The 23,839-nt window shown below is 63.1% G+C and carries 20 protein-coding genes and 1 pseudogene; 15 read left to right on the top strand and 6 right to left on the bottom strand.

Translation table 11 applies throughout. The features are described from left to right. Window positions 1-21: 21 nt before the first annotated feature. Window positions 22-240 carry a hypothetical protein gene (locus V1280_RS14955; RefSeq protein WP_334525117.1) on the bottom strand — a complete coding sequence of 73 codons (219 nt, stop codon included), beginning with the start codon at window positions 238-240 and terminating at the stop codon, window positions 22-24. A 157-nt stretch (window positions 241-397) separates the two neighbouring features. On the opposite strand from V1280_RS14955, the gene V1280_RS14950 reads away from it, so the two are divergent. From V1280_RS14950 to V1280_RS14940, 3 genes are all read left to right on the top strand, one after another. Further along, on the top strand, window positions 398-850 hold the full coding sequence (locus V1280_RS14950) for a hypothetical protein (protein ID WP_334525114.1): 453 nt from the start codon (window positions 398-400) through the stop codon (window positions 848-850). A 277-nt stretch (window positions 851-1,127) separates the two neighbouring features. Then, window positions 1,128-1,409, top strand: a complete 282-nt coding sequence (locus V1280_RS14945) for a hypothetical protein (RefSeq protein ID WP_334525110.1) — start codon at window positions 1,128-1,130, stop codon at window positions 1,407-1,409. 146 nt (window positions 1,410-1,555) lie between these two features. After that, window positions 1,556-1,930 (top strand): hypothetical protein, encoded by a 375-nt coding sequence (locus tag V1280_RS14940; RefSeq protein ID WP_334538644.1) that lies wholly within the window; start codon window positions 1,556-1,558, stop codon window positions 1,928-1,930. A 34-nt stretch (window positions 1,931-1,964) separates the two neighbouring features. On the opposite strand, the pseudogene V1280_RS14935 reads toward V1280_RS14940, so the two are convergent. Next, window positions 1,965-2,372, bottom strand: a pseudogene (locus tag V1280_RS14935) (hypothetical protein); the annotation flags it as partial. 536 nt (window positions 2,373-2,908) lie between these two features. Further along, entirely contained in the window at window positions 2,909-3,232 is a 324-nt protein-coding gene (locus tag V1280_RS14930; protein ID WP_334525107.1) for a hypothetical protein, read from the bottom strand. An 85-nt stretch (window positions 3,233-3,317) separates the two neighbouring features. Between V1280_RS14930 and rfbD the strand changes: the two genes are divergently transcribed. Continuing rightward, window positions 3,318-3,971, top strand: coding sequence for a dTDP-4-dehydrorhamnose reductase (rfbD, locus tag V1280_RS14925; protein WP_334538309.1), 654 nt, complete (start codon window positions 3,318-3,320; stop codon window positions 3,969-3,971). Window positions 3,972-4,043: 72 nt separating this feature from the next. Beyond that, window positions 4,044-4,466: a hypothetical protein gene (locus tag V1280_RS14920; protein WP_234681973.1), complete on the top strand. Its 423-nt coding sequence runs from the start codon at window positions 4,044-4,046 to the stop codon at window positions 4,464-4,466. 112 nt (window positions 4,467-4,578) lie between these two features. On the opposite strand, the gene V1280_RS14915 is transcribed toward V1280_RS14920, so the two are convergent. From V1280_RS14915 to V1280_RS14905, 3 genes are all read right to left on the bottom strand, one after another. After that, window positions 4,579-5,007: a GlcG/HbpS family heme-binding protein gene (locus tag V1280_RS14915; protein WP_334525098.1), complete on the bottom strand. Its 429-nt coding sequence runs from the start codon at window positions 5,005-5,007 to the stop codon at window positions 4,579-4,581. Beyond that, the gene (locus tag V1280_RS14910; protein WP_334525095.1) at window positions 5,000-7,975 is read right to left on the bottom strand and encodes an FAD-binding and (Fe-S)-binding domain-containing protein; all 2,976 of its coding nucleotides are present in this window, start codon (window positions 7,973-7,975) and stop codon (window positions 5,000-5,002) included. Before V1280_RS14910 ends, V1280_RS14915 begins: the two co-directional genes overlap by 8 nt. A 106-nt stretch (window positions 7,976-8,081) precedes the next feature. Further along, window positions 8,082-8,831, bottom strand: coding sequence for a GntR family transcriptional regulator (locus V1280_RS14905; protein WP_334525093.1), 750 nt, complete (start codon window positions 8,829-8,831; stop codon window positions 8,082-8,084). A 132-nt stretch (window positions 8,832-8,963) separates the two neighbouring features. Here V1280_RS14905 and V1280_RS14900 point away from each other — a divergent pair, with 132 nt between their 5' ends. The 10 genes from V1280_RS14900 (at window position 8,964) to V1280_RS14855 (ending at window position 23,837) form a co-directional block, all read left to right on the top strand. Continuing rightward, window positions 8,964-10,166, top strand: a complete 1,203-nt coding sequence (locus tag V1280_RS14900) for a pyridoxal-phosphate-dependent aminotransferase family protein (RefSeq protein ID WP_334525090.1) — start codon at window positions 8,964-8,966, stop codon at window positions 10,164-10,166. 54 nt (window positions 10,167-10,220) lie between these two features. Continuing rightward, window positions 10,221-11,504, top strand: coding sequence for an MFS transporter (locus V1280_RS14895; RefSeq protein ID WP_334525088.1), 1,284 nt, complete (start codon window positions 10,221-10,223; stop codon window positions 11,502-11,504). A gap of 116 nt (window positions 11,505-11,620) precedes the next feature. Beyond that, complete coding sequence (locus V1280_RS14890) at window positions 11,621-12,820, top strand: pyridoxal-phosphate-dependent aminotransferase family protein (protein ID WP_334525086.1); 1,200 nt, start codon at window positions 11,621-11,623, stop codon at window positions 12,818-12,820. Window positions 12,821-12,844: 24 nt separating this feature from the next. Then, complete coding sequence (locus V1280_RS14885; protein WP_334525083.1) at window positions 12,845-13,642, top strand: enoyl-CoA hydratase/isomerase family protein; 798 nt, start codon at window positions 12,845-12,847, stop codon at window positions 13,640-13,642. Between the two features lie 528 nt (window positions 13,643-14,170). Then, on the top strand, window positions 14,171-18,094 hold the full coding sequence (locus V1280_RS14880; RefSeq protein WP_334525080.1) for a beta strand repeat-containing protein: 3,924 nt from the start codon (window positions 14,171-14,173) through the stop codon (window positions 18,092-18,094). 241 nt (window positions 18,095-18,335) lie between these two features. Next, the gene (locus V1280_RS14875) at window positions 18,336-19,310 is read left to right on the top strand and encodes a Bug family tripartite tricarboxylate transporter substrate binding protein (RefSeq protein WP_334525078.1); all 975 of its coding nucleotides are present in this window, start codon (window positions 18,336-18,338) and stop codon (window positions 19,308-19,310) included. A gap of 136 nt (window positions 19,311-19,446) precedes the next feature. Next, window positions 19,447-19,989 carry a tripartite tricarboxylate transporter TctB family protein gene (locus V1280_RS14870; RefSeq protein ID WP_334525076.1) on the top strand — a complete coding sequence of 181 codons (543 nt, stop codon included), beginning with the start codon at window positions 19,447-19,449 and terminating at the stop codon, window positions 19,987-19,989. A gap of 11 nt (window positions 19,990-20,000) precedes the next feature. Beyond that, window positions 20,001-21,512, top strand: a complete 1,512-nt coding sequence (locus V1280_RS14865) for a tripartite tricarboxylate transporter permease (protein WP_334525074.1) — start codon at window positions 20,001-20,003, stop codon at window positions 21,510-21,512. An 88-nt stretch (window positions 21,513-21,600) separates the two neighbouring features. Beyond that, window positions 21,601-22,953: an FAD/NAD(P)-binding protein gene (locus V1280_RS14860; protein WP_334525071.1), complete on the top strand. Its 1,353-nt coding sequence runs from the start codon at window positions 21,601-21,603 to the stop codon at window positions 22,951-22,953. 83 nt (window positions 22,954-23,036) lie between these two features. After that, window positions 23,037-23,837 (top strand): YdcF family protein, encoded by an 801-nt coding sequence (locus tag V1280_RS14855; RefSeq protein WP_334525068.1) that lies wholly within the window; start codon window positions 23,037-23,039, stop codon window positions 23,835-23,837. The last annotated feature ends 2 nt before the right edge of the window (window positions 23,838-23,839 follow it).

Genomic DNA, 23,839 nt, shown 5'->3' with positions numbered 1-23,839 from the left:
GGAGACTGGTCCAAGTCCATCTCATTGAGCCAGCATCAGCGGAAACTTGCGCACGAGCTCAATGTCGACATAGCCGGCGCTATTAATCCATTCGAGCGGACAGAAGGCGACGGACGCTGTATCAATTTCGAGGCCGTCACGCCTAATCGCGTCGCGCGTGCCCATTCGGCCAGCCCATTCCCTCTCGCCATTTTTGGGATCGGGACGCATAGCGTCAAACACAGCTGTGTCGTTTGTCACAGCAATCTCTCCATGGTGCTGAAATCAATCGTAGGCAATGGCACGATCCCGCGAAACGATCCGTGCAAGCGGGATCATTGCTGCGGCTGCTCACGGGTGGAAGAATAGACTCGGGAAATTTCCCATGCGGTGAGCGCGCGCGAGCGGGTTCGGACCGTTGATTGCCGCTTGCCACTCCGACGCGTCGTTCTTTCTTCGGGAGCGCGGCGATCTACTCGCCGGCGTCCAGCAGCGTCAATCGCGCGTGTCGGTACCCCATGATTGCAAGCCGGTGGTTGCCACCCTCAAAGTCGGGCCGAACCTCCGCGATTACCACAGCCCTGGCACACAACTGCGGCTCGAGATCCGAAAGCCTCACATCGTCGGGCCAGTGGTCAGCGTCGAGAGCAACGTGGTGACCGCAATGGCAATAGACGAGCACGCCGCGCACACCCATCTGCCGCATTTCGCCGAACGTGATCTTGAGCGGCCGGCCGGCGGCGTGCGTAGTTGTGTGGCGTCGGACGGGGTGAGGCCTGCCGCCATCGAAACCCGGCGCGGGCGAGAGTCAAATCGTCAATCGGTAGCGTCTCGCAACGCGCGCGAGCTACTGGGCGTCGTGGGTGTGTGAAACCGACTGAAGCCGAAGCGCAACCGAAGCGGCTGATGATGCACCGCCAGCGGCTGAGGCGGTAGACCACGCAAAAGGCCGCAGTAGGGTTCCACTGCGGCCCACGCTTGAGGTCAAAACGAACCGGATGAAAACAATCTAAGTGAATATACAGCCAGCCGCGGCGAAGTAATCCTATCGGGGAATCGCTGGATTTCAACAAACGTGCGAGTGTAGGGCGGGCTATGCATCTCGGCCTGTGTGGCCGAATCCTCAACGACAAAAAGAGGAGATTGCAATGAAGCTTATTCTTTCAATCTGCATGATCCTTCCGGCCAGCGCTTTCGCCAACGATTGCCCAGGATTTTTGCACTACGTGAAGGCCAACTCGCAGCTACGACAGTTCAATGATAGCCAGATTCAATGCTTTAAGACCAGCCATGCAAAGCAGCACGCTCCCACGTTCACTTTTTCATCCGGCGACGTGACCGTTGCTTGTACAAGGACGGGATCGTATCCCTACCGACAAATATCCTGCAACGATGGCGGCCATATCTTCGGAAAAGCACTCAAGAACTAAGAGCACTCCTGCACTGGCCGCATGCAGAGGAGACGAAGCGCGGCTCGATATCTGACAGCCACATATCCCCCACGCTGCGGACCGCCACCAAGGTCGTGCTGCAGTCCCCACTGCCACTGGTGATGCTGTGGGGACCGAACGGCATCATGATCTACAACGATGCATATTCGGAATTCGCCGGTCAGAGGCATCCGAAGCTCCTGGGCTCCAAGGTCCTGGAGGGCTGGGCGGAGGTGGCGGACTTTAATGCGAAGGTGCTTGAAGTCGGGCTCGTCGGCGGCACACTATCGTTCAAGGATCAAGAATTGACGCTGTACCGAAACAACGTCGCCGAACAGGTCTGGATGGACCTCAACTACGGGCCAGTTCTCGGAGAAGACAACAAATCTGAAGGTGTGATGTCGATGGGAGGACTACTCGCTACTCTTGCTCAGCGAAGGGTGCCGCCGCAGTGCTCACGAAGAGACCTTGGCGATTTGGGCGCCAGCTCGACCACCGTTGCGTTAGGGTTGCCCAGCTGAGCAATTTTTGTCGGTAGTGATGAGATCGTCACTCGCAATTCCTCCCGAGAGAGTTCATGTAAATCGTCCCACGGCGGAACGTTTAGCGACAGTGATAGACAGTGATAACAGATCACCCGCGCCGCCCATGTCGAACGTGTATTTGGCGAGACGTCCGATATCGCGCTCAACGGTCATGAGATCATCTGCGCTATAGCTCGCGGCCCCGAGCATTGTCAGCGCGGTCGCCCATCCAGATCTGATACACGAAGACATGCGCTTGTTCAGGCACGTAACGCGACTTGCCCGACAGCATCAGAAAAACGCACATGGATTCGCAGTAGGCCTCCGGTGGCACGTGGGCGCTCGCCACGTGCGCTGGCGGTAAGCACGCTCACCCCGACAGTCGTGAACATTTCCGGAAGCGTCGTCCGAGCGCGATCGGGTCGTTGACCGAGCTGCCGCCGCGCGCACGCCAGCGCCGCGCATGTCGCCGAAGGTAATCTTCTGGGGCCGCATCCCGCCTCGAAATGCAGCGTCCCCCGTATGAACCCGGGTGCGGAGCATGCAAGTCGGCTACCAACGTCTTATTAAGCCTTCCCGGCCAGTACAGTGACCTTCCGATGCGGACTGGCGGCATATCAGTGGGCAGCAAGGCCAGACCTGGCGCGGTGTTCGCAAAAATCCGAGGATTATGAGGACTGCTCGGAAGAGTGCCGCTCCCTTCAAGAGGGCGGATACAAAGCGGCGAGGCGGTCCAGCGGCATCCTGCGCTCGGCTGCGTTCAGTAGGCGCTTGCTGATAAGGTGGCTGAGTTGCCAATCCGGGCGGTCAAATTGATCCCCTGCCCAAATTTGTGGGCAGACGTTGCCTGATCGGTCTAGTACCCAAACAAAGTAATAGTCGTCTTCCATGGACCTGCATTTTCGATACGCTGGGCGCGCTCCGTCTCCTTCAGGGAAAAGACAAAGCATCAGCCCGGATGGTGGGTTTTCGGATCTAGGAATTGACCACGGCGAGAACGCCATCGACGAATGCTTGGCATTCCTCGTGGGTTTTGAAAGTCCCTTTGTATTTGCCAAACAAGAAGACGGTTCGTCCGTAGTTCTTCCCAAAAAAATACTGGCCAATATGCCTGCCAGCTGCATCTTTGAGTTCTATGCTGTCGATGCTCTGGACGAATTTGAGGTCCTTTCGAGGAAGTTTGATCTGCACAATATGCTCCGCGGAAGTCAGGCCGGCATCCAAACTATACACAGGCTCTAGGCGTGCCAAGGTCCATCGGGTGATCCGCTGACAACGAAACGGCGCCGCGCGTGCCAAGACCGGCGCCGCCGGCCAGACAGTCCACGTCTAGGCGCTCGCAGGCCTTTACCGCAGCGCCGATAAGGCACATTTCTTTTCGTATCTGGTCATCGCCCAATGGGCGGCGCCCCGTGGCGTGCCGCTGGTGCATTTTTCGACGGACTATGTCTTCGACGGCTCCGGCGAACGTCCCTGGCGCGAGGACAGCACGCCGGCGCCGCTCTCGGTGTACGGCCAGAGCAAGCTTGCTGGCGACCAGGCCATTGCCGAGGCGGGTGCCTTGCATGTGATCGCGCGCACGTCCTGGGTCTACGCTGCAACCGGTGCGAATTTCCTCAAGACAATCGTGCGCCTCGCCGGAGAGCGCGAGCAGTTGCGGATCGTCGCCGACCAGATCGGTGCGCCGACGACAGCCAATGCGATTTCGCAAGCGGTGGTTGCGATGCTGCCACGGAGTGACGACGACCTTCGCAAGACGTTCGAGCAGCGAAGCGGAATCGTCAATCTGGTCTGTGCCGGCGAGACCAGCTGGCACGGCTTTGCGACTGCGATCGTTGCCGGGTTGCAGTCGAGGGGTGCGAAATTTGCCGTGAAGGAAATCGTTCAGATCCGATCGGACGAATTTCCGGTCAAGGCGAAGCGGCCCTCCAACTCTCGCCTTGATCTCACGCGGCTGCGCGAGCGGTTCGGCATCACGCCGCCGAGCTGGCAGCAGGCGCTCGATCGCGAGCTGGATGCCCTCAAGGCGACGATCTGAACGCCGGTTCAAGGGTCGCATCTGAGCACAACGTTCCGCGGCCTTTAAACTCTCGAACCGGAAAGTGCACGCATGTTTCAGCTCTTCTTACGGGCCCGCACACACAATTTCCTGAAAGACCGCTTCGGCGGAGAGCAGACGTTCCGTGCCCGCTCGCCCGAGCGCGACGCCGACACCGATCGTACGCGCATCGAAGCCATCATGGTCGCGATCGAGGACGCGCTGCATGCGGCGGAGCGTGAGCAATCGGGTCTGAACCGCCGGGTGGAAGACGTGCTGGCGCGCGCGGCTGTGACCATCGGCAACGGCAATGACGAATATCTCGAGCGCGAAGCGCTGGACAATCACCATCAGGATCTGTTCGACAAGGAAATCCTGAACGGCCAGCGCAGGTTGAAGGAGCTCAGCGCGTCGATCGCCCATTTCAAATTCCTGAAGGCCGCGATGCTCAGCCGGTTCCCGGAATACCGACCGCCGGCAAGCCAGACCAATTGACGCCTCGGACCGCGTGGCGCGCGCTTTGGAGGGGACCTCAGACGGCTGACACAAGCCAACGGCATCGCGCCGCTGGGCTCACCCAGCTCGGGGGCGGCATCAGTGACGAGTACTATCCAGCGTTGGCTTTCAGCCCCGCCGCCTGGATGCCCGCCACCGCGCAGGCCTCATCATTGTCAGACGCGTCGCCGGAGATGCCGACGGCGCCCAGCAAGGTCTTGCCGTCCATGATCAGCACGCCGCCGGGGACCGGCACCAGCGCGCCTTTTGCAATCGTGTTCACGGCGTCGATGAAATAGGGCTGCTCCTGCGCCCGCTGAAATAGCGCGCGCGAGCCCAGGCCCATGGCGAGCGCGCCATAGGCTTTGCCGTGGGCGATCTCGGCGCGCATCAGGCTGGTGCCGTCCTGCGCGGCTGCGATCTTGAGTACGCCGCGGGCGTCGAGGACGGTGACGACGAGCGGCTTGAGCTTCAGCTCATCCGCCTTCGCGAATGCGGCGTCGAGGATTTTCCGGGCGGTGTCGAGCGTGAGGTCAGCCATGGCTGGGTTCCTTTACAGCGGTTGAAGTGGAATTGATCTTGGCGCGGTCGAGGCTCATCGCCAGCACGCGGGCGACGTGAAGGGCCTCGCGTTGCGCGCCGTCGTGGATCTGGTGGCGGCAGGAGGTGCCGTCGGCGACGACTAATGTCGCCTGATCAACCTTCCGCACCGCGGGCAGCAGTGACAGCTCGGCCATTTCGATCGAGGCATCGTAGGTGTCGGCACCGTAGCCGAAAGCGCCGGCCATGCCGCAGCAGCTGGACTCGATGGTCTTGACCTCAAGGCCGGGGACGAGGCGCAGCACCTGCTCGACCGGTTTGAAGGCGCCGAAGGATTTTTGGTGGCAATGGCCGTGGACGACGGCTTTGTCGGCGACGGTGCCGAGCGGCAATTGCAGCCGGCCGGCCTCGGCCTCGCGCACGAGAAACTCCTCGAAGGTCAGGGCATGGGCGCCGACGGCCCTGGCGTCGTTGTCCTTGCGCAGCGAGGCAAGCTCGTCGCGCAGCGTCAGCAGGCAGCTCGGTTCGAGGCCGACAATCGGGACGCCGCGCGCGGCAAAGGGCGCGAAGGCGGCGACGAGACGGTCAAGCTCGGATTTGGCTTCATCGACAAGGCCGGTCGACAGGAAGGTCCGGCCGCAACACAGCGGGCGGTCGCCGCTGGCAGGCTTCGGCATATGCACGCGATAGCCGCCGGCCGCGAGCACGCGCAACGCGGCCTCGAGATTCTCGCGCTCGTAGATGCGATTAAAGGTGTCGGCAAAGAGAACGAGCTCGCGGCCGGTCGCCGGCCCGACCGTTTCGGCCGGTGGCACGAAGACATCGCTGCGGAAGGCGGGTAGCGCCCGGCGCGCGCTGATGCCCGCAAAACGCTCGAACAGCTTTCGCAGCAGGGGGCTGTGGTTGCGCCAATTCACCAGCGGCGCGAAGCGCGATGCGAGGCCCGCGTAGCGCGGGAGGTAGCCGACCAGGCGATCGCGCAGCGTCAGGCCGTGGGAGGACGCGCGCGCGGCCAGCACCTCGATCTTCATCTTGGCCATGTCGACGCCGGTCGGGCATTCATGGCGGCAGGCCTTGCAGGAGACGCAAAGTTTCAGCGTCTCCATCATCTCGTCGGAGGACAGCGCATCGGGGCCGAGCTGGCCGGAGATCGCGAGCCGCAGCGTATTGGCGCGACCTCGCGTGACGTCCTTCTCGTTGCGCGTGGCGCGATAGGACGGGCACATCACGCCGCCCTCGAGCTTGCGGCAGGCGCCGTTGTTGTTGCACATCTCGATCGCGCCCTGAAAACCGCCGCCGGCGCCGGGATAGGCCGACCAGTCGAGCTCCGTCTTGAGGTCGGCGACGCGATAGTCGGGCTTGAAGCGGAACAGCGAGCGGTCGTCCATCCTGGGCGCGTCGACGATCTTGCCGGGATTGAGCACGCCGTCGGGATCGAAGCGCTGTTTCACCTCTTTGAAGTCGGCGACGAGACGCTCGCCGAACATGGTCTCGTGGAATTCGGAGCGCACCAGGCCGTCGCCGTGCTCGCCGGAATGCGAGCCCTTGTACTCGCGCACGAGCGCGAAGGCTTCCTCGGCGATGGCGCGCATCGCCTTGACGTCCTTCTCCAGCTTCAAATTCAGCACGGGGCGCACATGCAGGCAGCCTTCGGAGGCGTGCGCGTACATCGTGCCGCTGGTGCCGTGTTTAGAAAATACCTCGTTCAGACGCTGGGTGTAGTCGGCGAGATGCGGCAGCGGTACGGCGCAGTCCTCGACGAAGGAGACGGGCTTGCCTTCCTGCTTCATGGACATCATGACGTTGAGACCGGCGGCGCGGAAATCGGCAATGCCGCTTTGGAGCGCGGGCTCGGTGATCTCGACCACGCCGCCCCATTTGCGCGTGTCGTTATTCCAGCCGAAGCCGAGATCGCCCATCAACTCGCCGAGCTGCTTGAGGCGCAACAGATTGTCGGCCTGGTCCTCCTCGGCGAACTCGACCATCAGCACGGCATCCGGATCGCCCTTGATCGCGGCATTGATGATCGGCTTGAACATCGCGATGTCGCGGCCGAGCGCGAGCATGGTGCGATCGACCAGCTCGACCGCGATCGGCTTCAGCTTGACCAGATGCTGGGCCGCATCCATCGCCTCGTAAAATCTGCCGAAATGGCAAACGCCGAGCGCCTTGTTGCGGATCACGGGCCACAGCTTCAGCTCGACCTTGGTGGTGAAGGCCAGTGTGCCTTCCGAGCCGACGAGGAGATGCGCCATGTTATTGCGCGCATTGCGCGGCGTCAGCGCATCGAGATTGTAGCCACCGACGCGGCGCTGCACCTTGGGAAAGCGCGCTGCGATCTCGTCGGCCTCGCGGGAGCCGAGATCGAGCATGTCGCGGAACAGCGCGCGCATGTTGTCGCCGGCGTCGAGGTCGGAGAGATCGCGCGACACCTCACCGAAGCGGCTCAGCGTTCCGTCGGCGAGGGAAGCCTCCAGCGACAGCGTGTTGTCGCGCATGGTGCCGTAGCGAAGCGAGCGGCCGCCGCAGGAATTGTTGCCGGCCATGCCGCCGATGGTGGCGCGCGACGCCGTGGAGACGTCGACCGGAAACCACAGGCCATGCTTTTTGAGCTGGCGGTTGAGGTCGTCGAGCACGATGCCGGGCTCGACCACGCAGGTCCGTCCTTCGACGTCCAGCGACAGGATACGGTTGAGGTGCTTCGAGAGATCGACGACGAGGCCGTCATTGACGGTCTGGCCGCATTGCGAGGTGCCGCCGCCGCGCGGGGTGACCTTCACGCCTTCGTCGCGGGCGATCGCCAGGGCCCGCAGCGCCTCGTCCATGGTCTTGGGGACCACGACGCCCGACGGTACGATCTGGTAGAACGAGGCGTCGGTGGCGTAGCGGCCGCGGCTGAAGCCGTCGAACAGGACGTCGCCAGTCATGTCCGCGCGCAGGCGTCGTTCGAGCGAGGAGGCGTTTGTCATCCCTGGTCCCGGAGTGATCCAACGCGGCTGTTGGCCGTGCTGAGTATTCATTCTTGTTTTCTGACCGATTATATTATGAATTCAAAATGAGCAAGCCGGCCGCCTGTTAGGGCGCTGCCGGCGCGTCGTCTTCGGGCTCAGCCAGGTGCTCGATCGCAGCGGTCCGCTTGTTGCGCAGGTGCTGGAACAGGGTGTCGCTGAGCTCGCTCGCGGCGCGGCGGCGCAGCGCGTCGAGGATCGCCTCGTGCTCGCGCATCGCCTCCGCCCAGCGCTGCCGCTTGCGGGCGAAATTGGCGGAGTAGCGGACGCGGCGAATCCGTCCGGCGAAGTTGGCGTAGGCCGTCTTCAGCGTCTCGTTGCGCGCGGCCGCGACGATGCTCTCGTGGATGCGCTGGTTGGTCTGGAAATAGCCGTGCATGTCGCGATGCAAATAGTGGCCGTACATCTCGTAATGCAGCTGTTCGATCGCGGTGATTTCCTCATCCGTAATGGCCTCGCAGGCAAGGCGCCCGGCGAGACTCTCAAGTCCGGCCATGACGTCGAACAGCTCTTCGAGGTCGCGCTGGCTGAGCTGGCGAATGCGGGCGCCGCGGTTGGGAAGCAGCTCGATCAGGCCCTCGGCCGCGAGCACCTTTAATGCCTCACGCAGCGGTGTCCGGGAGATGCCGAGCATCGCGCAGAGCTGGCGCTCGGGAACGCGGGCGCCATCGGGAATGTTGCCTTCCACGACGTAGTCGCGCAGCCGCAGCAGGATCTCGCCATGGAGCGAGGCCTCTTGGCGGTTTTCCTGGCGGTCGCCGCCATTCGTGGCGGGCGGGGCGATCGGAACTCCGGTGTCGGGAATCGTGGATTTCATTTGCAGCACAGTAGTTTGCTCGATTAACCGCGTCGACGTCCACAATCGAATACCAAATTTCGATTGAAATGACAAAAAATGAATGCAAAATAGTGGCCGAGCCAGCCAGAATCCGCCGCCAGGGAGGTTTTCATGCATCAGGGGCGCCATTTCCTTCAGATTCCGGGCCCGAGCCCGGTCCCCGAGCGCGTGTTGCGCGCCATGGACATGCCGGTGATTGACCACCGCAGCGCGGAGTTCGGACAGCTTGGCCGCATCGTGCTGGAAGGCAGCCAAAAGATTTTCCAGACCAAAGGCCCCGTCATCATCTTCCCCTCGTCAGGGACGGGCGCCTGGGAGGCCGCGATCGTCAACACGCTGTCGCCGGGCGACAAGGTGCTGATGGTCGAGACCGGCCATTTCGCCACGCTGTGGCGGCAGATGGCGGGGCGCTTCGGTATCGAGGTCGATTTCGTGCCCGGCGACTGGCGTCGCGGCGCCGATCCCGCATTGATCGAAGCGCGGCTCACCGAGGACAAGGCCCGCGCGATCAAGGCCGTCATGGTCGTGCACAACGAGACCTCGACCGGCGCGACCAGCCGCATCGCCGAGATCCGCGCCGCAATCGACCGCGCCTCGCATCCGGCGCTGTTGATGGTCGACACCATCTCCTCGCTCGGCTCGGTCGACTACCGCCATGACGAGTGGAAGGTCGATGTCAGCGTCAGCTGCTCGCAAAAGGGATTCATGCTGCCGCCCGGTCTCGGCTTCAACGCGATCTCGGAGAAGGCGCGCGCAGCTGCGAAGACCAACAAGATGCCGCGCTCCTATTTCGACTGGGAGGAGATGCTCAAGCCGAACGCCAACGGCTTCTTCCCCTACACGCCGGCGACCAATTTGCTCTACGGCCTGCGCGAGGCGATCGCGATGCTGCTCGAAGAGGGGCTCGACAACGTGTTCGCGCGGCATCAGCGGCTCGCCGCCGCGACGCGCGCCGCCGTCAATCATTGGGGGCTCGAAGTGCTCTGCCAGGAGCCGTCGGAATTCTCGCCGGTGCTGACCGCAGTGCTGATGCCGCCGGGCCATGACGCCGACCAGTTCCGCAAGATCGTGCTCGAGAATTACAACATGTCGCTCGGCTCGGGCCTCTCCAAGGTCGCCGGAAAGGTCTTCCGCATCGGCCATCTCGGTGAATGCAATGCGCTGACGCTGCTCGGCGCGCTCACTGGCGTGGAGATGGGCCTGTCGGTCGCCGGTGTGCCGCACCGCTCCGGCGGCGTCGACGTCGCGATGAAGCTGCTGGAGCAGCGCCCGCAGGGCAATGCATCGCCGCATCTGAAAGTGGTCGGCACCTAGAATTGCGCAGGGACACGCAAGGCCAATCATAAAGAGCGATCAGGAGGGGTGGAGATGGGAATTCGGTTCAAGGCGACGCATGTCGTGCTGGCGATGCTCTGCGCGATGTATTTCATCACCTATGTCGACCGGGTGAACATCGGCACCGCGGCGAGCGAGATCCAGAAGGAGCTCGCTCTCTCGAACACCCAGCTCGGCCTCGTCTTCTCCGCCTTCGCCTATCCCTATCTGCTGTTCCAGGTGATCGGCGGCTGGGTCGGTGATCGCTTCGGGCCGCGCAAGACGCTGTTCTGGTGCGGCATGATCTGGGCGGCCGCCACCATCTCGACCGGTTTCGTCAACGGTCTTGGCGCACTGTTCGTCGCGCGCTTCGCGCTCGGCTTCGGCGAGGGTGCGACGTTCCCGACCGCGACGCGCGCGATGCAATACTGGACGCCGGCCAACCGCCGCGGTTTTGCGCAAGGCCTGACCCATTCCTTTGCCCGGCTCGGCAATGCGGTGACGCCGCCCGTGGTGGCGCTTTTGATCCTCTGGCTGACCTGGCGCGGCGCCTTCGTCGTGCTCGGCTTTGTCAGCCTGATCTGGGGCGTGATCTGGGTCTGGTACTTCCGCAACGAGCCGAAGGAACACGCCTCCATCACGGAAGCCGAGCTCGCTGCATTGCCGCCGCGCCCGACCGGCGAGCGGCCGCGCGTGCCCTGGGGACCGCTGTTGGGGCGGATGTGGCCGGTGACGCTGACCTATTTCTGCTACGGCTGGTGCCTGTGGCTCTATCTCAACTGGCTGCCGCTGTTCTTCAAGAACAACTACAATCTCGACATCAAGAACTCGGCGCTGTTCGCCTCCGGCGTCTTCTTCGCCGGCGTGATCGGCGACAGCGTCGGCGGCGTGATCTCGGACAAGATCCTCGACCGCACCGGCAATGTCCGCCTGGCGCGGCTCAGCGTCACCGTTGCGGGATTTGCGGGGGCGCTGCTCTCGCTGTTCCCGATCCTGTTCGTCCACGACATCACGATCGTGGCGCTGTGCCTGTCGGCCGGCTTCTTCTGTGCCGAACTGGTGATCGGCCCGATGTGGTCGATTCCGATGGACATTGCGCCGAAATATTCGGGGACCGCGTCGGGACTCATGAACACCGGCTCGGCCTTTGCCGCCATCGTCTCTCCGCTGGTCGCGGGCTTCGTGATCGATGCGACCGGAAACTGGTACCTGCCGTTCCTGATGTCGATGGGGCTGCTGCTGCTCGGCGGCGTCTCGGCCTTCCTGATGCACCCGGAACGCCCGTTTACGGAGGCCGAGGGACGCCTGCCGTCCGGCAAGGTGGTGGCCGCGGAGTAGGGGCGGCGGAGGGGGCCCCGGTTCTGCATGGGAGCAGCCCTTTGGAGAGGGGACAAGTCGGTCAAATGGTGCTATTCGGCGGCCATCAAAACAAGGCTAGACCGGGAAGGACGCCTATGACCGTGCATACTGGAAGGCATTTTCTCCAGATTCCAGGACCGACCAATGTGCCCGACCGCGTGCTGCGGGCGATGGACATGCCGACGCTGGACCATCGCGGTCCGGAGTTCGCCGAGCTCGGTTTCGCGGTCCTGGCCTCGATGCAGCGGGTGTTCCGCACCAAGCAGCCCGTGATCATCTTTCCCTCGTCCGGCACCGGCGCCTGGGAAGCGGCGATGGTCAACGTGTTCGCCCCCGGCGACAAGGTCTTGATGTGCGAGACCGGCCAGTTCGCCGTGCTGTGGCGCGGCATCGCCGAAAAATTCAAGATCGACGTCGACTTCATCCCGAGCGACTGGCGCCACGGCGCCGACCTCGCCGAGATCGAGAAGCGCCTCAGCGCCGACAAGCAGCTCACGATCAAGGCGGTCTGTGTCGTCCACAACGAGACCTCGACCGGCTGCGTGACGCCGCCGCTCGAGGTGCGCAAGCTGCTCGATCGCGTCAAGCATCCGGCGCTGCTGATGGTCGACACCATCTCCGGCCTCGGCTCGATGGAATACGAGCACGACGCCTGGGGCATCGACGTCTCGGTCGCCGGCTCCCAGAAGGGCCTGATGCTACCGCCGGGTCTCAGCTTCAACGCCGTCTCGGAGAAGGCGCTCGCAGTGGCGAAGGCCAACCCCGGCATGCGCTCCTATTGGGACTGGCAGGAAGTGATCAGCTTCAACAAGCTCGGCACCTTCCCCTATACGCCCGCGACCAATCTGCTCTACGGCCTGCGCGAAGCGGTCAAGATGCTGGAGGAGGAGGGGCTGGAGAACGTCTGGACCCGCCACAAGCGCCACAGCGCAGCGACGCGCGCGGCGGCCAAGGTCTGGGGCCTGGAGACGCAGTGCGTCGATCCCGCCGCGCATTCGCCGGCGCTGACTGGCGTGCGCGTGCCTGACGGCCACGACGCCGACGCCTTCCGCAAGGTGGTGCTGGAGAACTTCGACATGTCGCTCGGCACCGGCCTGAACAAGGTCAAGGGCAAGGTGTTCCGCATCGGCCATATCGGCCATTTCAACGATCTGATGCTGATGGGCACGCTCGCCGGCGTCGAGATGGGCCTGGATCTTGCAAAGATTCCGCACCGGAGCGGCGGCGTGTTGGCGGCCATGGACGTCCTGAAGGGGCGCGATGTGGTGCCGATGGCCAAAGCTCAGGTGGCTTGAACTCATCTGGAAAGTGAGCGCGCGATGAACGCACCGACGACGACCAACGAAGACCTGCTCTACTCCGTCACGGACGGCATCGCGCGGATCACCTTCAACCGCCCGCAGGCGCGCAACGCCATGACCTTCGCCATGTATGACCGCATGGCGGAGATATGCCTGGAGATCAATGCCGACCGTTCGATCAAGGCGCTGATCCTGACCGGCGCCGGCGACAAGGCGTTCGCCTCCGGCACCGACATCTCGCAATTCCGCGCGTTCAAGACTGCGCAGGATGCGCTCGACTACGAGGCGCGGATCGATCGCGTGCTCGGCACGCTCGAGCAGTGCCGCGTGCCGGTGATTGCGGCCATCGCGGGCGCCTGCACTGGTGGCGGCGCCGGCATCGCCGCCTGCTGCGATCTGCGCATCGGCACCGAGACGACGCGCATGGGATTTCCGATCGCACGCACGCTCGGCAACTGCCTGTCGATGTCGAACATCAGCCGGATCGTCTCGCTGGTGGGACCTGCGCGCACCAAGGACATGATCTTCAGGGCGCGCCTGGTCGAGGCGCAGGAAGCGCTGTCGCTCGGCCTGCTCACCGAAATCGTGCCTGATGTCGAGACACTGCAGCGCCGCGCCGAGGAGACTGCAAAGCTCGTCGCGAGCCATGCGCCGCTGACGCTCGAAACGACCAAGGAAGCGGTGCGCCGCATCCGCCCCACGCTGTCGCGCGAACAGGGCGAGGACCTGATCCTCAAGGCCTATATGAGCGAGGATTTTCGCGAGGGCATGGACGCCTTCCTGAACAAGCGCACGCCGAACTGGAAGGGCAAGTAGCGCAGATCTAGGCTTTTCGCGCCGCTGAAACGCGGCGTGAACGCCGAAGCGATTGCTATCGCGCTTCGTCAGCCACTCCGCGTAATTCCAATTGTCACAAATCTTTCAGGCAGTTCAGTCGCGCGGAACCGCGATTGCGCGCCTGCATGAACGCGCGTTTACGTTGACGGCGCCACGAGCTCAGGCGTAAGATCGCGGAGGTTGCATTCCACCGGGTGATTTTCAAGTCCAGCCCGATTGAGCGACGTAAATTGCGTGATGTGTTCCGGCCGACCTTACCGCAACCGGAAGTCATTGAACTGAAGTTGACTGAAGACCTAGCGACTACGTTCGACGATGCGAGCCGCGCCAGAATTTAATTGCTGCTGACCATCCCCGACGCCAGGCACGGCCCGCGCGACCAAGCCACGACATTTAGACTCTGAAGTCAGGACTGTTGGATCTCGTCCGATATCTCGGTCCGATTAGTCGCGTCGCCGCGTCTCATGCGGCGGCGCCCTCATGGCAAACGCAGGCAGGGATTTTTCCATGACCAATCATACGCCGGTATTTACGTCCTCATCCGCGACGGGCAGCTTCACTGAATTCGCCAACACCACCGATTCCACGACACTGCACACGTTGTCCGGGACGATGTCGTTCACCGACAGCGACCACAGCGACACCCATACGACGACGGCGACATTGCACTCCGCCGTGCTCTCCAGCGGAACGATCATTCCGGCATCCTCGCTTGCGCATTTCCAGACCGCGATGCAGTCGCAAATCGTCAGCGACCACAACGGCTCCGGCCAGCTCAAATGGAATTTCAGCGACGCTGACGACGATTTCGATTTCCTCGCCAAGAACCAGACGCTGGTCCTGACTTACGACATCAAAGTCTCCGACAATCACGGCGGCACCGCGATCCAGACCGTCAAGGTTACGATCACCGGCAGCGACGACAAGCCGGTGATCAACATGACGACGACCGCGACCGTCACCGAGCAGGCCAACCAGACCCTGTCGCTGTCGCCCGACACCGTGCATGTCGCACTCAACTTCACCGATGACGATCTCACCAACACCGGCCACACCGCGACCGTGATCGGCGTGTCGACCTCCGGCGCCACCGCGGGCTTGTTGCCGGGCCCGTTCGGCGACGCCGAGCTGATGGCGTTCTACCATGTCGACAACGTCATCAAGAATTCCGGCTCTAGCGCCGGCACCATCAACACCACCTTCTCGGCGCCCGATCTCGCCTTCGACTATCTTGCGGCCGGCCAGCATCTCGACATCACCTACACGGTGCAGCTCGACGATGATGCCGGCGGAATCTCGACGCAGACGGTCATGGTCACCGTGGTCGGCACCAACGACAGGCCGGCGTTCCTGTCGTGCCCGGAGTCGGCCGCCCTCGTCGAGGATCATAATGTCGATCCGACCGGCAATCTGACCGCGCATGACAGCCTGCTCTTCACCGACATCGATCTCGCCGACGCGCATACTGTCTCGACGACGGTGACGGCGGCCCGTTCGGGCGGCGGCGCGATCCCGCTGACCAATGCGCAATTGCTGGCCGCGTTCGGTACCTCGCTCCACGATTCGACCGGGCATGTGATCGGCGATATCGACTGGAATTTCACGTTTCCCAATTCCGAGGCCAACTTCCTTGGCAGTGGCGAGACACTCAAGCTCGTCTATCACGTCACGGTCGACGACGGTCACGGCGGCACCGCCACGCAGGACGTCGCCATCACTATCCTCGGCGTCAATCATCCCGTCGTCATCACCAGCGCTCCGGAATCCTCCACCGTGGCCGAGCAGGACGCCACCACGGGTTCGTCGGTCCCCGACACGACGCCGACCACGCCGGCGGGCACGCTTGCGTTCACCGACCAGGATACCAATGACACGCACACCGTGACGGTGACGCTCGACTCGAGCTCCGGGCCGACGCCGCCGGCGGCGACGCAGGCCGATCTCGCCACAGCGGTGACAACGGTGCTGCACGATTCCACCGGCACCGGTACCGGCAGCATCGATTGGAATTTCGCGCTTGCCGACAAGGACCTCGACTATCTCGCCGCCAATGAGACGCTGACGGTGAATTACGACGTGAAGATCGCCGACGGCTCGACCAGCTCGACGCAGACTGTGTCAGTCGTCATTACCGGGGGCAATGACGCGCCGGTCATCACCAGTGGACCGCAATCTGCTTCGTTGTCCGAGCTACCGGGAGTCACAAATTCGAGTGCGATCGACACCACGAGCCCGGTGCCGACGGGAACGTTGAGCTTCAACGACGTCGATCTGTCGGACACCCATTCCATCAGCGTCGCGCTGGATTCGGCGGTGTGGTCGGCCAATCCCAGCTCGGTGCCGGCAGACACTTTCGCCGACCTCCAGACAGCGCTCGCGACTGCGCTGCACGATTCCACCGGCACGGGCATCGGCAGTATCGATTGGACTTTCGCCATTCCCGACGCAGACCTCGACTTCCTCAGTGTCGGGGAGACCCTTACGGTCCAGTACGACGTGACGGTCGCGGATGCGACCATCAGTTCAACCCAGATTGTGACCGTGACTATCAACGGCGCATCCGATCCGCTGGTCCCGACGCCGGTCACGGTCGCGGCGGCCGACACGACCGGCACCGATGCTGGCAGTCCGATTGTGAGCGGCTCCATCTCGGACGTCGGTCACCCCGTGGATCTCTCGACGCCGAGGACGATCACGGCAGTGAACGGAAGCACAGGAGACGTCGGCATGCCGGTCGCAGGCATCTATGGCTTCCTGGTTCTCAACGCTGACCGCTCCTTTAGCTACATCGCCAATGCAGCCGTCGATGCGCTCCATTCCGGCGACAATGTCAGCGATCAATTCAGCTACACCGTCGATGACGGGCAGGGCCATCAGGCCACCACGACGCTGACGATCAACATCACAGGCGTCGATGACAATCCCCTCATCACCGCGGCCAATGCCAGCGGATCGGTGACCGAGGACGCCGGTCCTGCTTCCATCATCAACGGTGATTTCGAGACCGGCGATCTCACCGGATGGACCGCCAGCGGCTCGCACATCCATGTCGTGAACTACGAGTTCGGCGGCAGCTTCGGACACTTCTCGGCACAGCTTGCCCCAACCAGCAGCGCGGAGACACTCTCTCAGGCGATCGCGACCACGCCCGGGCAGCACTACTTCGTCAGCTTCGACATCATCGGCGATCCCGAAGGGCTTGACACGCCGCTCACGGTGACGTGGGACGACGCCGTCATGCCGCTGCTTTCGGTCAGCAACATCGCGCCGGGCGTCCATCATTATGCGTTCGAGGTCACGGGTGACCCGACATTGTCGACCTCGACGTTACAATTCACCTATGCCGACGATGGCGACGGAATGATCCTGGATTCCGTCAATGTCAGCCCTGCGACGGGGCCGGCAACCGAATCCACCGCAGGCTCGATCTCCTTCTCCGATGCCGAGATCGGCGACAGCCACACCGCGAGTTTTGCGCCCGCGGGCGGCGGTTATCTCGGCACGTTCGCGCTCGATCCGCTCAGCGAGTCCGGAGGAACGGGCTCGGTCGGCTGGCACTTCACAGTGAACAATGCCGACATCCAGTTCCTGGCGCAGGGGCAGACCCTGGCTCAGGACTATTTCGTCACGGTCGATGATGGCCATGGCGGCACCGTCATGCAGGACGTCACCGTCACCCTCGACGGCACCAACGACGCGCCGACCGCGGTCGGCGAGACCGTGGTCACGGATGTCGGCGCCGGCGGCTCGGTTACGATCGCCGGTTGGGCGCTGGCGTTGAACGACACCGACCCGGATACGACGGACCATCTCGGGCTCGGTCCGATTACGGCGAGCTCGGGCGGTAGTGCCAGCGAGGCCTTCGGCAATGCGTCCTTTACGGACGACGCGACGCTCGGCGGTTCGTTCAGCTACGGGGCGACCGACGGGATGACGACATCGGCCAACATCGCAACCGCGACCATCGTCAATAACGCGACGTCTGCAACCACGCTGACCGCGGGAAGTGGCGACAGCATCCTGATCGCCACTCAGGGCAGCGAGCAGCTCGTCGGCGGTGCGGGTAATGATGTCCTCATCGGCACCTCCAGCGGCAACATCATGACCGGGGGCGGCGGCAACGACACCTTCGCCTTCCTCCAACCGCCGACCGCGCCGGGGCAGATCACCGACTTCAACACCACGACCGAACACGATCGAATTGCGATCTCGGCGAGCGGCTTCGGCGGCGGCCTGACGGCAGGCATGGACGTGACGTCGACATTCGAAAGCTCGGCCGACAATAATTTCTCCGGCTTCGCCGAATTCCATTTCGATACGGCCAATCAGACGCTCTATTTCAGCGCGGACGGGACTCAGGCCTCGGCCCATGGGATCGTGGCGGTCCAGGCCACGGCGGTGATCAACCCGCACGACATCCTGGTCGTGTAGCGGTCGCCAGCCCGGCTTCCCGCGAATTGCGCGCGCGGGCTCCGCAAGGGGCCCGCGCTTTTTTGCCGGGCCGCAGCGCTTGCAATCAATCTCATTCCAAAGTCATAAGCGGTGCGACGCCGGGCGGCTTGAACTGGCCAGCGTTCGCCCGCACAATGCAGGTCATCTCTGGCTTTCACGAATTGCCAATCCGAACAAGAACATAGACAGGAATCTGGGGAAGACGCGCGTGGGACATGGAATGAAGGCCGCAATGATCCTGACGGCTGCGCTTTGGGTCGCACCGGCGGCCGGCGGCTGGGAACCGACCAAGCCGGTCGAGATCGTGGTGGCGGCGGGGGCGGGAGGCGCCTCCGACCAGATGGCGCGGATGATGCAGGCCGCGATCCAGAAAAACAATCTGATGAAGCAGCCGATGGTGGTCTCGCTCAAGGGCGCCGCGTCGGGTGCGGAAGCGCTGATGTACATGAAGTCCAGCGAGGGTGATCCGAACAAGGTGCTGATCGCCTATTCGCTGATCTACATGCTGCCGCTGTCGGCCAAGATCCCGTTCAACTGGCGCGAGCTGACCCCGGTCTCGGTGATCGCGCTCGACCAGTTCGTGCTGTGGGACAACAGTGCCGGCCCCAAGACGGTGAAGGAGTTCGTCGACGCAGCGAAGGCCGCGAGCGCCCCGTTCAAGATGGGCGGCACCGGCTCCAAGCGCGAGGACCACGTGCTGACCGTCTTCCTCGAGCAGAAGACCGGCGCGAAATTCTCATATCTGCCCTACAAGTCCGGCGGCGAGGCCGCGACCCAGCTCGTCGGCAACCACACCCAATCCAACGTCAACAACCCAAGCGAAAATCTCGAAGTCTGGCGCGCCGGCCAGGTGCGTCCGCTCTGCGTGTTCGACAAGGAGCGCATCGCCTACACCAGCAAGGTGACCGACACGCAGTCCTGGGCCGACATTCCGACCTGCAAGGAGGAGGGCGTCGACGTCCAGTATCTGATGCTGCGCGCGATGTTCCTGCCCGGGAAGGTCACACCGGAGCAGCAGGCGTTCTATGTCGAGCTGTTCCACAAGGTGACGCAGACCACTGAGTATAAGGACTACATGGAAAAGCAGGCATTGAAGCCGATCTTCCTCACCGGCAAGGACATGGTGCAATTCCTCGAGGAAGACGATGCCACCAACAAGTCCCTGATGACGGAAGCCGGATTCCTCGCGAAGTGATGACGCCTCCGACGTCATGCCCCGCGAAGGCGGGGCATCCAGTAGGCCGCAGCTTATCCGTATTCCTCGCCCGTCTCTGGAATACTGGATCATCCGCCTTCGCGGATGATGACAGCGCAAGTTGACCTGACAGCTCATGTCCCAAACCGATCTTGAAATCGTCGTCGACGATCCGACCGCGCCTGAGGAACACTCTCCCTCCGTCACCAGCTCAGGCACGGTCGAAATCATCGTCTGCCTGCTGCTGCTCGCGCTGGCCGCGATCCTCGGCTACGATAATTGGCGCACCGGGGCATCCTGGGATTCGACCGGGCCCGAGCCCGGCTATTTCCCGTTCTATCTCTCCATCATCCTCGGCGGTAGCAGCGTCTACGGCTTGATCGCCGCGCTCATTGCGCGTCGCGCGGCTGCCGAGACTTTCGTCACGCGCGTGCAGGCGCGCCGGGTGATGGCGGTGTTCGTGCCGACGCTGCTGTTCTGCCTGGTGACGCAGTTGCTTGGCCTCTATGTCGCGAGCTTCCTGCTGATCGCGGGCTTCATGCGGGCGGTCGGCAAGATCGCGCTGTGGAAGTCGCTGCTCACCGCCTTCCTGTTCACGGCGATCATGTTCGTCACCTTCGACATCGCCTTCGACGTCATCATGCCGAAGGGGCCGCTCGAAGCGGCCTTCGGCTACTAGGCGGACCCGCGATGGAAGCTTTCGGTCTCCTGCTTCACGGCTTCGCCGTCCTGCTGACGTGGAAGACGCTCGTGCTGATGATGGTCGGGCTCGTGCTCGGCATCTTCGTCGGCGTGCTGCCGGGTCTCGGCGGCCCCAACGGCGTCGCGATCCTTTTGCCGCTGACCTTCACGATGGATCCGACCTCGGCGATCGTGATGCTGTCCTGCATTTACTGGGGCGCGTTGTTCGGCGGCGCGATCACCTCGATCCTATTCAACATCCCCGGTGAAGCCTGGTCGGTCGCGACCACCTTTGACGGCTATCCGATGGCGCAGCAGGGCAGAGCGGCCGAGGCGCTGACAGCGGCGTTCACGTCGTCCTTCATCGGTTCGCTGGTCGCTGTGCTGCTCATCACCTTCCTCGCGCCGATGATCTCGTCGTTTGCGCTGAAGTTCGGCCCGCCGGAATTCTTCGCGGTCTATCTGCTGACCTTCTGCTCCTTCGTCGGCCTCGGCCGCGAGGCCAAGTACAAGACGGTCATCTCGATGTCGCTCGGGCTTCTGCTCGCCGGCGTCGGCATGGACACGGTGTCGGGCCAGCTGCGCATGACCTTCGGCTCGTCCGAGCTTCTGCGCGGCATCAACTTCCTCGTTGCCGTCATCGGCCTGTTCGGCATCAGCGAGATCCTGCTGACGATAGAGGAGCGGCTGGCGCTACGCGGCCACGCCGCGAGCATCTCGCTGCGCGTCGTGCTGAGCGTGTGGAAGGACCTGCCGAAATACTGGGTGACGCTGCTGCGCTCCTCCTTCATCGGCTGCTGGCTCGGCATCACCCCGGGCGGCGCGATCGCGGCGTCCTTCATGGGCTACAATCTCGCCAAGCGCTTCGCCAAGGATCCGGAGAACTTTGGCAAGGGCCGCATCGAGGGCGTATTCGCGCCGGAGACCGCCGCGCACGCCTCCGGCACCGCGGCATTGCTGCCGATGCTGGCGCTGGGCATTCCCGGCTCCGGCACCGCGGCGATCCTGCTCGGCGGCTTGATGGTGTGGGGGCTCAATCCGGGACCGCTGCTGTTCGTCGAGCACAAGGATTTCGTCTGGGGCCTGATCGCCTCGATGTATCTCGGCAATGTCGTCGGACTCGTGCTGGTGCTGACGACGGTGCCGATCTTCGCTTCGATCCTGCGCGTGCCGTTCGCGGCGGTCGCGCCGATGATCGTGGTGTGCTGCGCGATCGGCGCCTATGCGATCCAGAATGCGATGTTCGACATCTGGCTGATGCTCGGCTTCGGCGTCGTCGGTTACGTCTTCAAGAAGATCGGCATTCCGCTGGCGCCGTTCACGCTGGCACTCGTGCTTGGCAACCGCGCCGAGGACGCCTTCCGCCTGTCGATGATCGGCTCAGGCGGGGACCTCAAAGTATTCTGGTCGAACGGTCTGGTCGGCTCGATCACGACGCTCGCGATCGTGCTGCTGTTTTGGCCAGTGATCGACGGGCTGCTTGCCCGTGTCGGATGGACGCAGCGGACCAGGGCGAGATAGGACGATCGCATCTCGCATGTCGTGCCGAGTTGCGGTCGGTTGCAAAACATCCCATGGTATGTAACGAGGCGCGTAAAGCGCGCCACCGATGGTTTGCAAGTTCATGTCTCAGTCCGCTATTCGACACGCAATCGTCATAGGCGGCGGGGCAAGCGGTGTCCTCCTCGCGCATCAACTTCTGCATCATCCGGCTTCGAATTTCCGGGTCACGCTGATCGAAACGCGCTCTGAGATCGGGCGAGGGCTGGCCTATCACACCGGGAATCCCGACCACCTGCTCAATGTTCGGGCAGCCAATATGAGTGCGTTGCCGGATCAGCCGGACCATTTCTGGCGATGGGCTTCGTCGCAAGACATCGCAATTTGTCCCGATCCCTACTGCTTCGTTCCCAGGCGGGTCTATGGAACCTACATCGCAAGCCTGATCGAGCCGATCATCGCGAGCAATTCGCACAGATTGACGATCGTGCAGGAGACCTGTGTCGAGGTTCGGGAAGGGGCCGCGAGCGTGGAGGTGACCCTGGCCGGTGGCCATCGTCTGACCGGCGATATCGCAGTCCTTGCGACCGGGCACGATACGGGGGAGCCAAAGCCAGGCGCTTACGCCAATCCCTGGGCGCCGCCCGTCGGAATGGACAGGGATAGCGCGGTTCTCATTCTCGGAACCGGATTGACGATGGTCGACTACGTGTTGTCGCTGCTGCGGGATGGACATCGGGGGGCGATCGTTGCGATGTCGCGACGCGGCCTGCTGGCGACGGCCCATCGACGTGTCGAGCCGATGCGTATCGAAGAGTCGGATGTTCCCTTCGGGCAAGGGAGCGGGGAGCTGTTCCTATGGTTCCGGCGCAGGGTCGATGCGCATATGGCCCAAGGGGGCGACTGGCGCAGTGTCGTCGACGCCATTCGTCCCTACACCCAGCGCATCTGGCGCGAGCTCTCGGTGCCGTCGCGGCGACGCTTTCTCGAACATGCGCGCGCGTGGTGGGACGTTCATCGCCATCGCATGGCCCCCGAGGTGGAGACCCTGATCGCAAGCGCCCTTGCCGAGCAGAAACTGAAGATCATGGCGGCCAAGGTGGTCGCCCTGGCGGCAAACGAAGACGGGGTATCGGTTCGATATCGCCCCCGGGGCGAGCGCGAGATCCGCGCAATGCAGGTGGGCGCCGTCGTGGACTGCACGGGCGTGGTGAAGGATCCACGCGCGACCGCGAATCCCGTGGTGCGCAACCTGTTGCAGGAAGGTCGGGCGCGTATCGATCCATTGGGCATCGGGATCGACGTCAGCACGGATTGCGCGATCATCGACGGGAACGGATCTCCCTCGCATCGGCTTTTCGCCGTTGGGCCTCTGACGCGTGCAGCCTTCTGGGAAATCATCGCGATTCCCGACATTCGCAATCAATGCGCCGAACTGGCTGCGCGACTGGCCCGCGCCTGAACCTCGCCTGGTTGCCTGGGGCGAAGCCTGCTTCCTCCGTCAATCGATGATATGACGACCATCTTTGTGGCCGGAGGGAAACCGTGTTCTTCGTTCTATCCAAGACGCTCGGCATCATGGCGTTGCCGCTGAATTTCCTGATCTGCCTCGGCGTACTCGGCTCACTCCTGCTCATGACCCGATTCGTCAGGCTCGGTCGCGCGTTGCTGGTCCTGTCTGCATTGATGCTCGCGATATGCGGGTTCGCGCCGGTCGGAAACCTGCTGCTTTATCCGCTCGAGTCCCGCTTCCCGGCGTGGAGCCCGTCCCAAGGCGCGCCGGATGGCATCATCGTTCTCGGTGCGTCGATCGACCTCGACATGTCCGCGGCTCATGGTACGCCGGTCGTGAGTACCTCGGCCGACCGGATCCTCATGGCCGCAGCACTGGCTCGGAAATATCCCAAAGCGCGCGTGGTCTATACAGGTGGCAGCCCCAATCTGATCTCCGACGATGCGAAGGAAGCCGACTTCGCGGCGGGCATATTCGAAAGCCTGGGAATCGACAGGAGCCGGTTGATCCTGGAACGCCGGTCCCGCAACACCTACGAGAACGCATTGTTCACAAAGGCCATGGTCGATCCGAAACCCGGCGAGCGCTGGCTGCTCGTGACCTCGGCCTATCATATGCCAAGATCGATCGGTCTGTTTCGGAAAGTGGGATTTGTCGTCGAGCCCTGTCCGGTCGATTGGCGTGTCGGCACCGGACAGGACGTCTTCTCGTTCACGGACGTCGCCGAGGACGGCCTATCGCGGACCAATGTCGCGGTACGCGAGTGGCTCGGCTTGATGACCTATCGGGCCGTCGGCCGCATTGACGAATTGCTTCCGGGGCCACGGGGCTGAGA

It is taken from the genome of Bradyrhizobium sp. AZCC 2230 (assembly GCF_036924495.1).
In the GTDB taxonomy this organism is placed as follows: Bacteria; Pseudomonadota; Alphaproteobacteria; order Rhizobiales; family Xanthobacteraceae; genus Bradyrhizobium; species Bradyrhizobium rifense.
This window is presented reverse-complemented; position numbering and strand designations above follow the sequence as displayed.

Bases quoted from the DNA above. Each gene is read 5' to 3' on its own strand.
- V1280_RS14945 (WP_334525110.1), top strand. From the start codon at position 1,128: ATGAAGCTTATTCTTTCAATCTGCATGATCCTTCCGGCCAGCGCTTTC.
- V1280_RS14940 (WP_334538644.1), top strand. From the start codon at position 1,556: ATGATCTACAACGATGCATATTCGGAATTCGCCGGTCAGAGGCATCCG.
- V1280_RS14920 (WP_234681973.1), top strand. From the start codon at position 4,044: ATGTTTCAGCTCTTCTTACGGGCCCGCACACACAATTTCCTGAAAGAC.
- V1280_RS14915 (WP_334525098.1), bottom strand. From the start codon at position 5,007: ATGGCTGACCTCACGCTCGACACCGCCCGGAAAATCCTCGACGCCGCA.
- V1280_RS14910 (WP_334525095.1), bottom strand. From the start codon at position 7,975: ATGACAAACGCCTCCTCGCTCGAACGACGCCTGCGCGCGGACATGACT.
- V1280_RS14905 (WP_334525093.1), bottom strand. From the start codon at position 8,831: ATGAAATCCACGATTCCCGACACCGGAGTTCCGATCGCCCCGCCCGCC.
- V1280_RS14900 (WP_334525090.1), top strand. From the start codon at position 8,964: ATGCATCAGGGGCGCCATTTCCTTCAGATTCCGGGCCCGAGCCCGGTC.
- V1280_RS14895 (WP_334525088.1), top strand. From the start codon at position 10,221: ATGGGAATTCGGTTCAAGGCGACGCATGTCGTGCTGGCGATGCTCTGC.
- V1280_RS14890 (WP_334525086.1), top strand. From the start codon at position 11,621: ATGACCGTGCATACTGGAAGGCATTTTCTCCAGATTCCAGGACCGACC.
- V1280_RS14885 (WP_334525083.1), top strand. From the start codon at position 12,845: ATGAACGCACCGACGACGACCAACGAAGACCTGCTCTACTCCGTCACG.
- V1280_RS14880 (WP_334525080.1), top strand. From the start codon at position 14,171: ATGACCAATCATACGCCGGTATTTACGTCCTCATCCGCGACGGGCAGC.
- V1280_RS14875 (WP_334525078.1), top strand. From the start codon at position 18,336: ATGAAGGCCGCAATGATCCTGACGGCTGCGCTTTGGGTCGCACCGGCG.
- V1280_RS14870 (WP_334525076.1), top strand. From the start codon at position 19,447: ATGTCCCAAACCGATCTTGAAATCGTCGTCGACGATCCGACCGCGCCT.
- V1280_RS14865 (WP_334525074.1), top strand. From the start codon at position 20,001: ATGGAAGCTTTCGGTCTCCTGCTTCACGGCTTCGCCGTCCTGCTGACG.
- V1280_RS14860 (WP_334525071.1), top strand. From the start codon at position 21,601: ATGGTTTGCAAGTTCATGTCTCAGTCCGCTATTCGACACGCAATCGTC.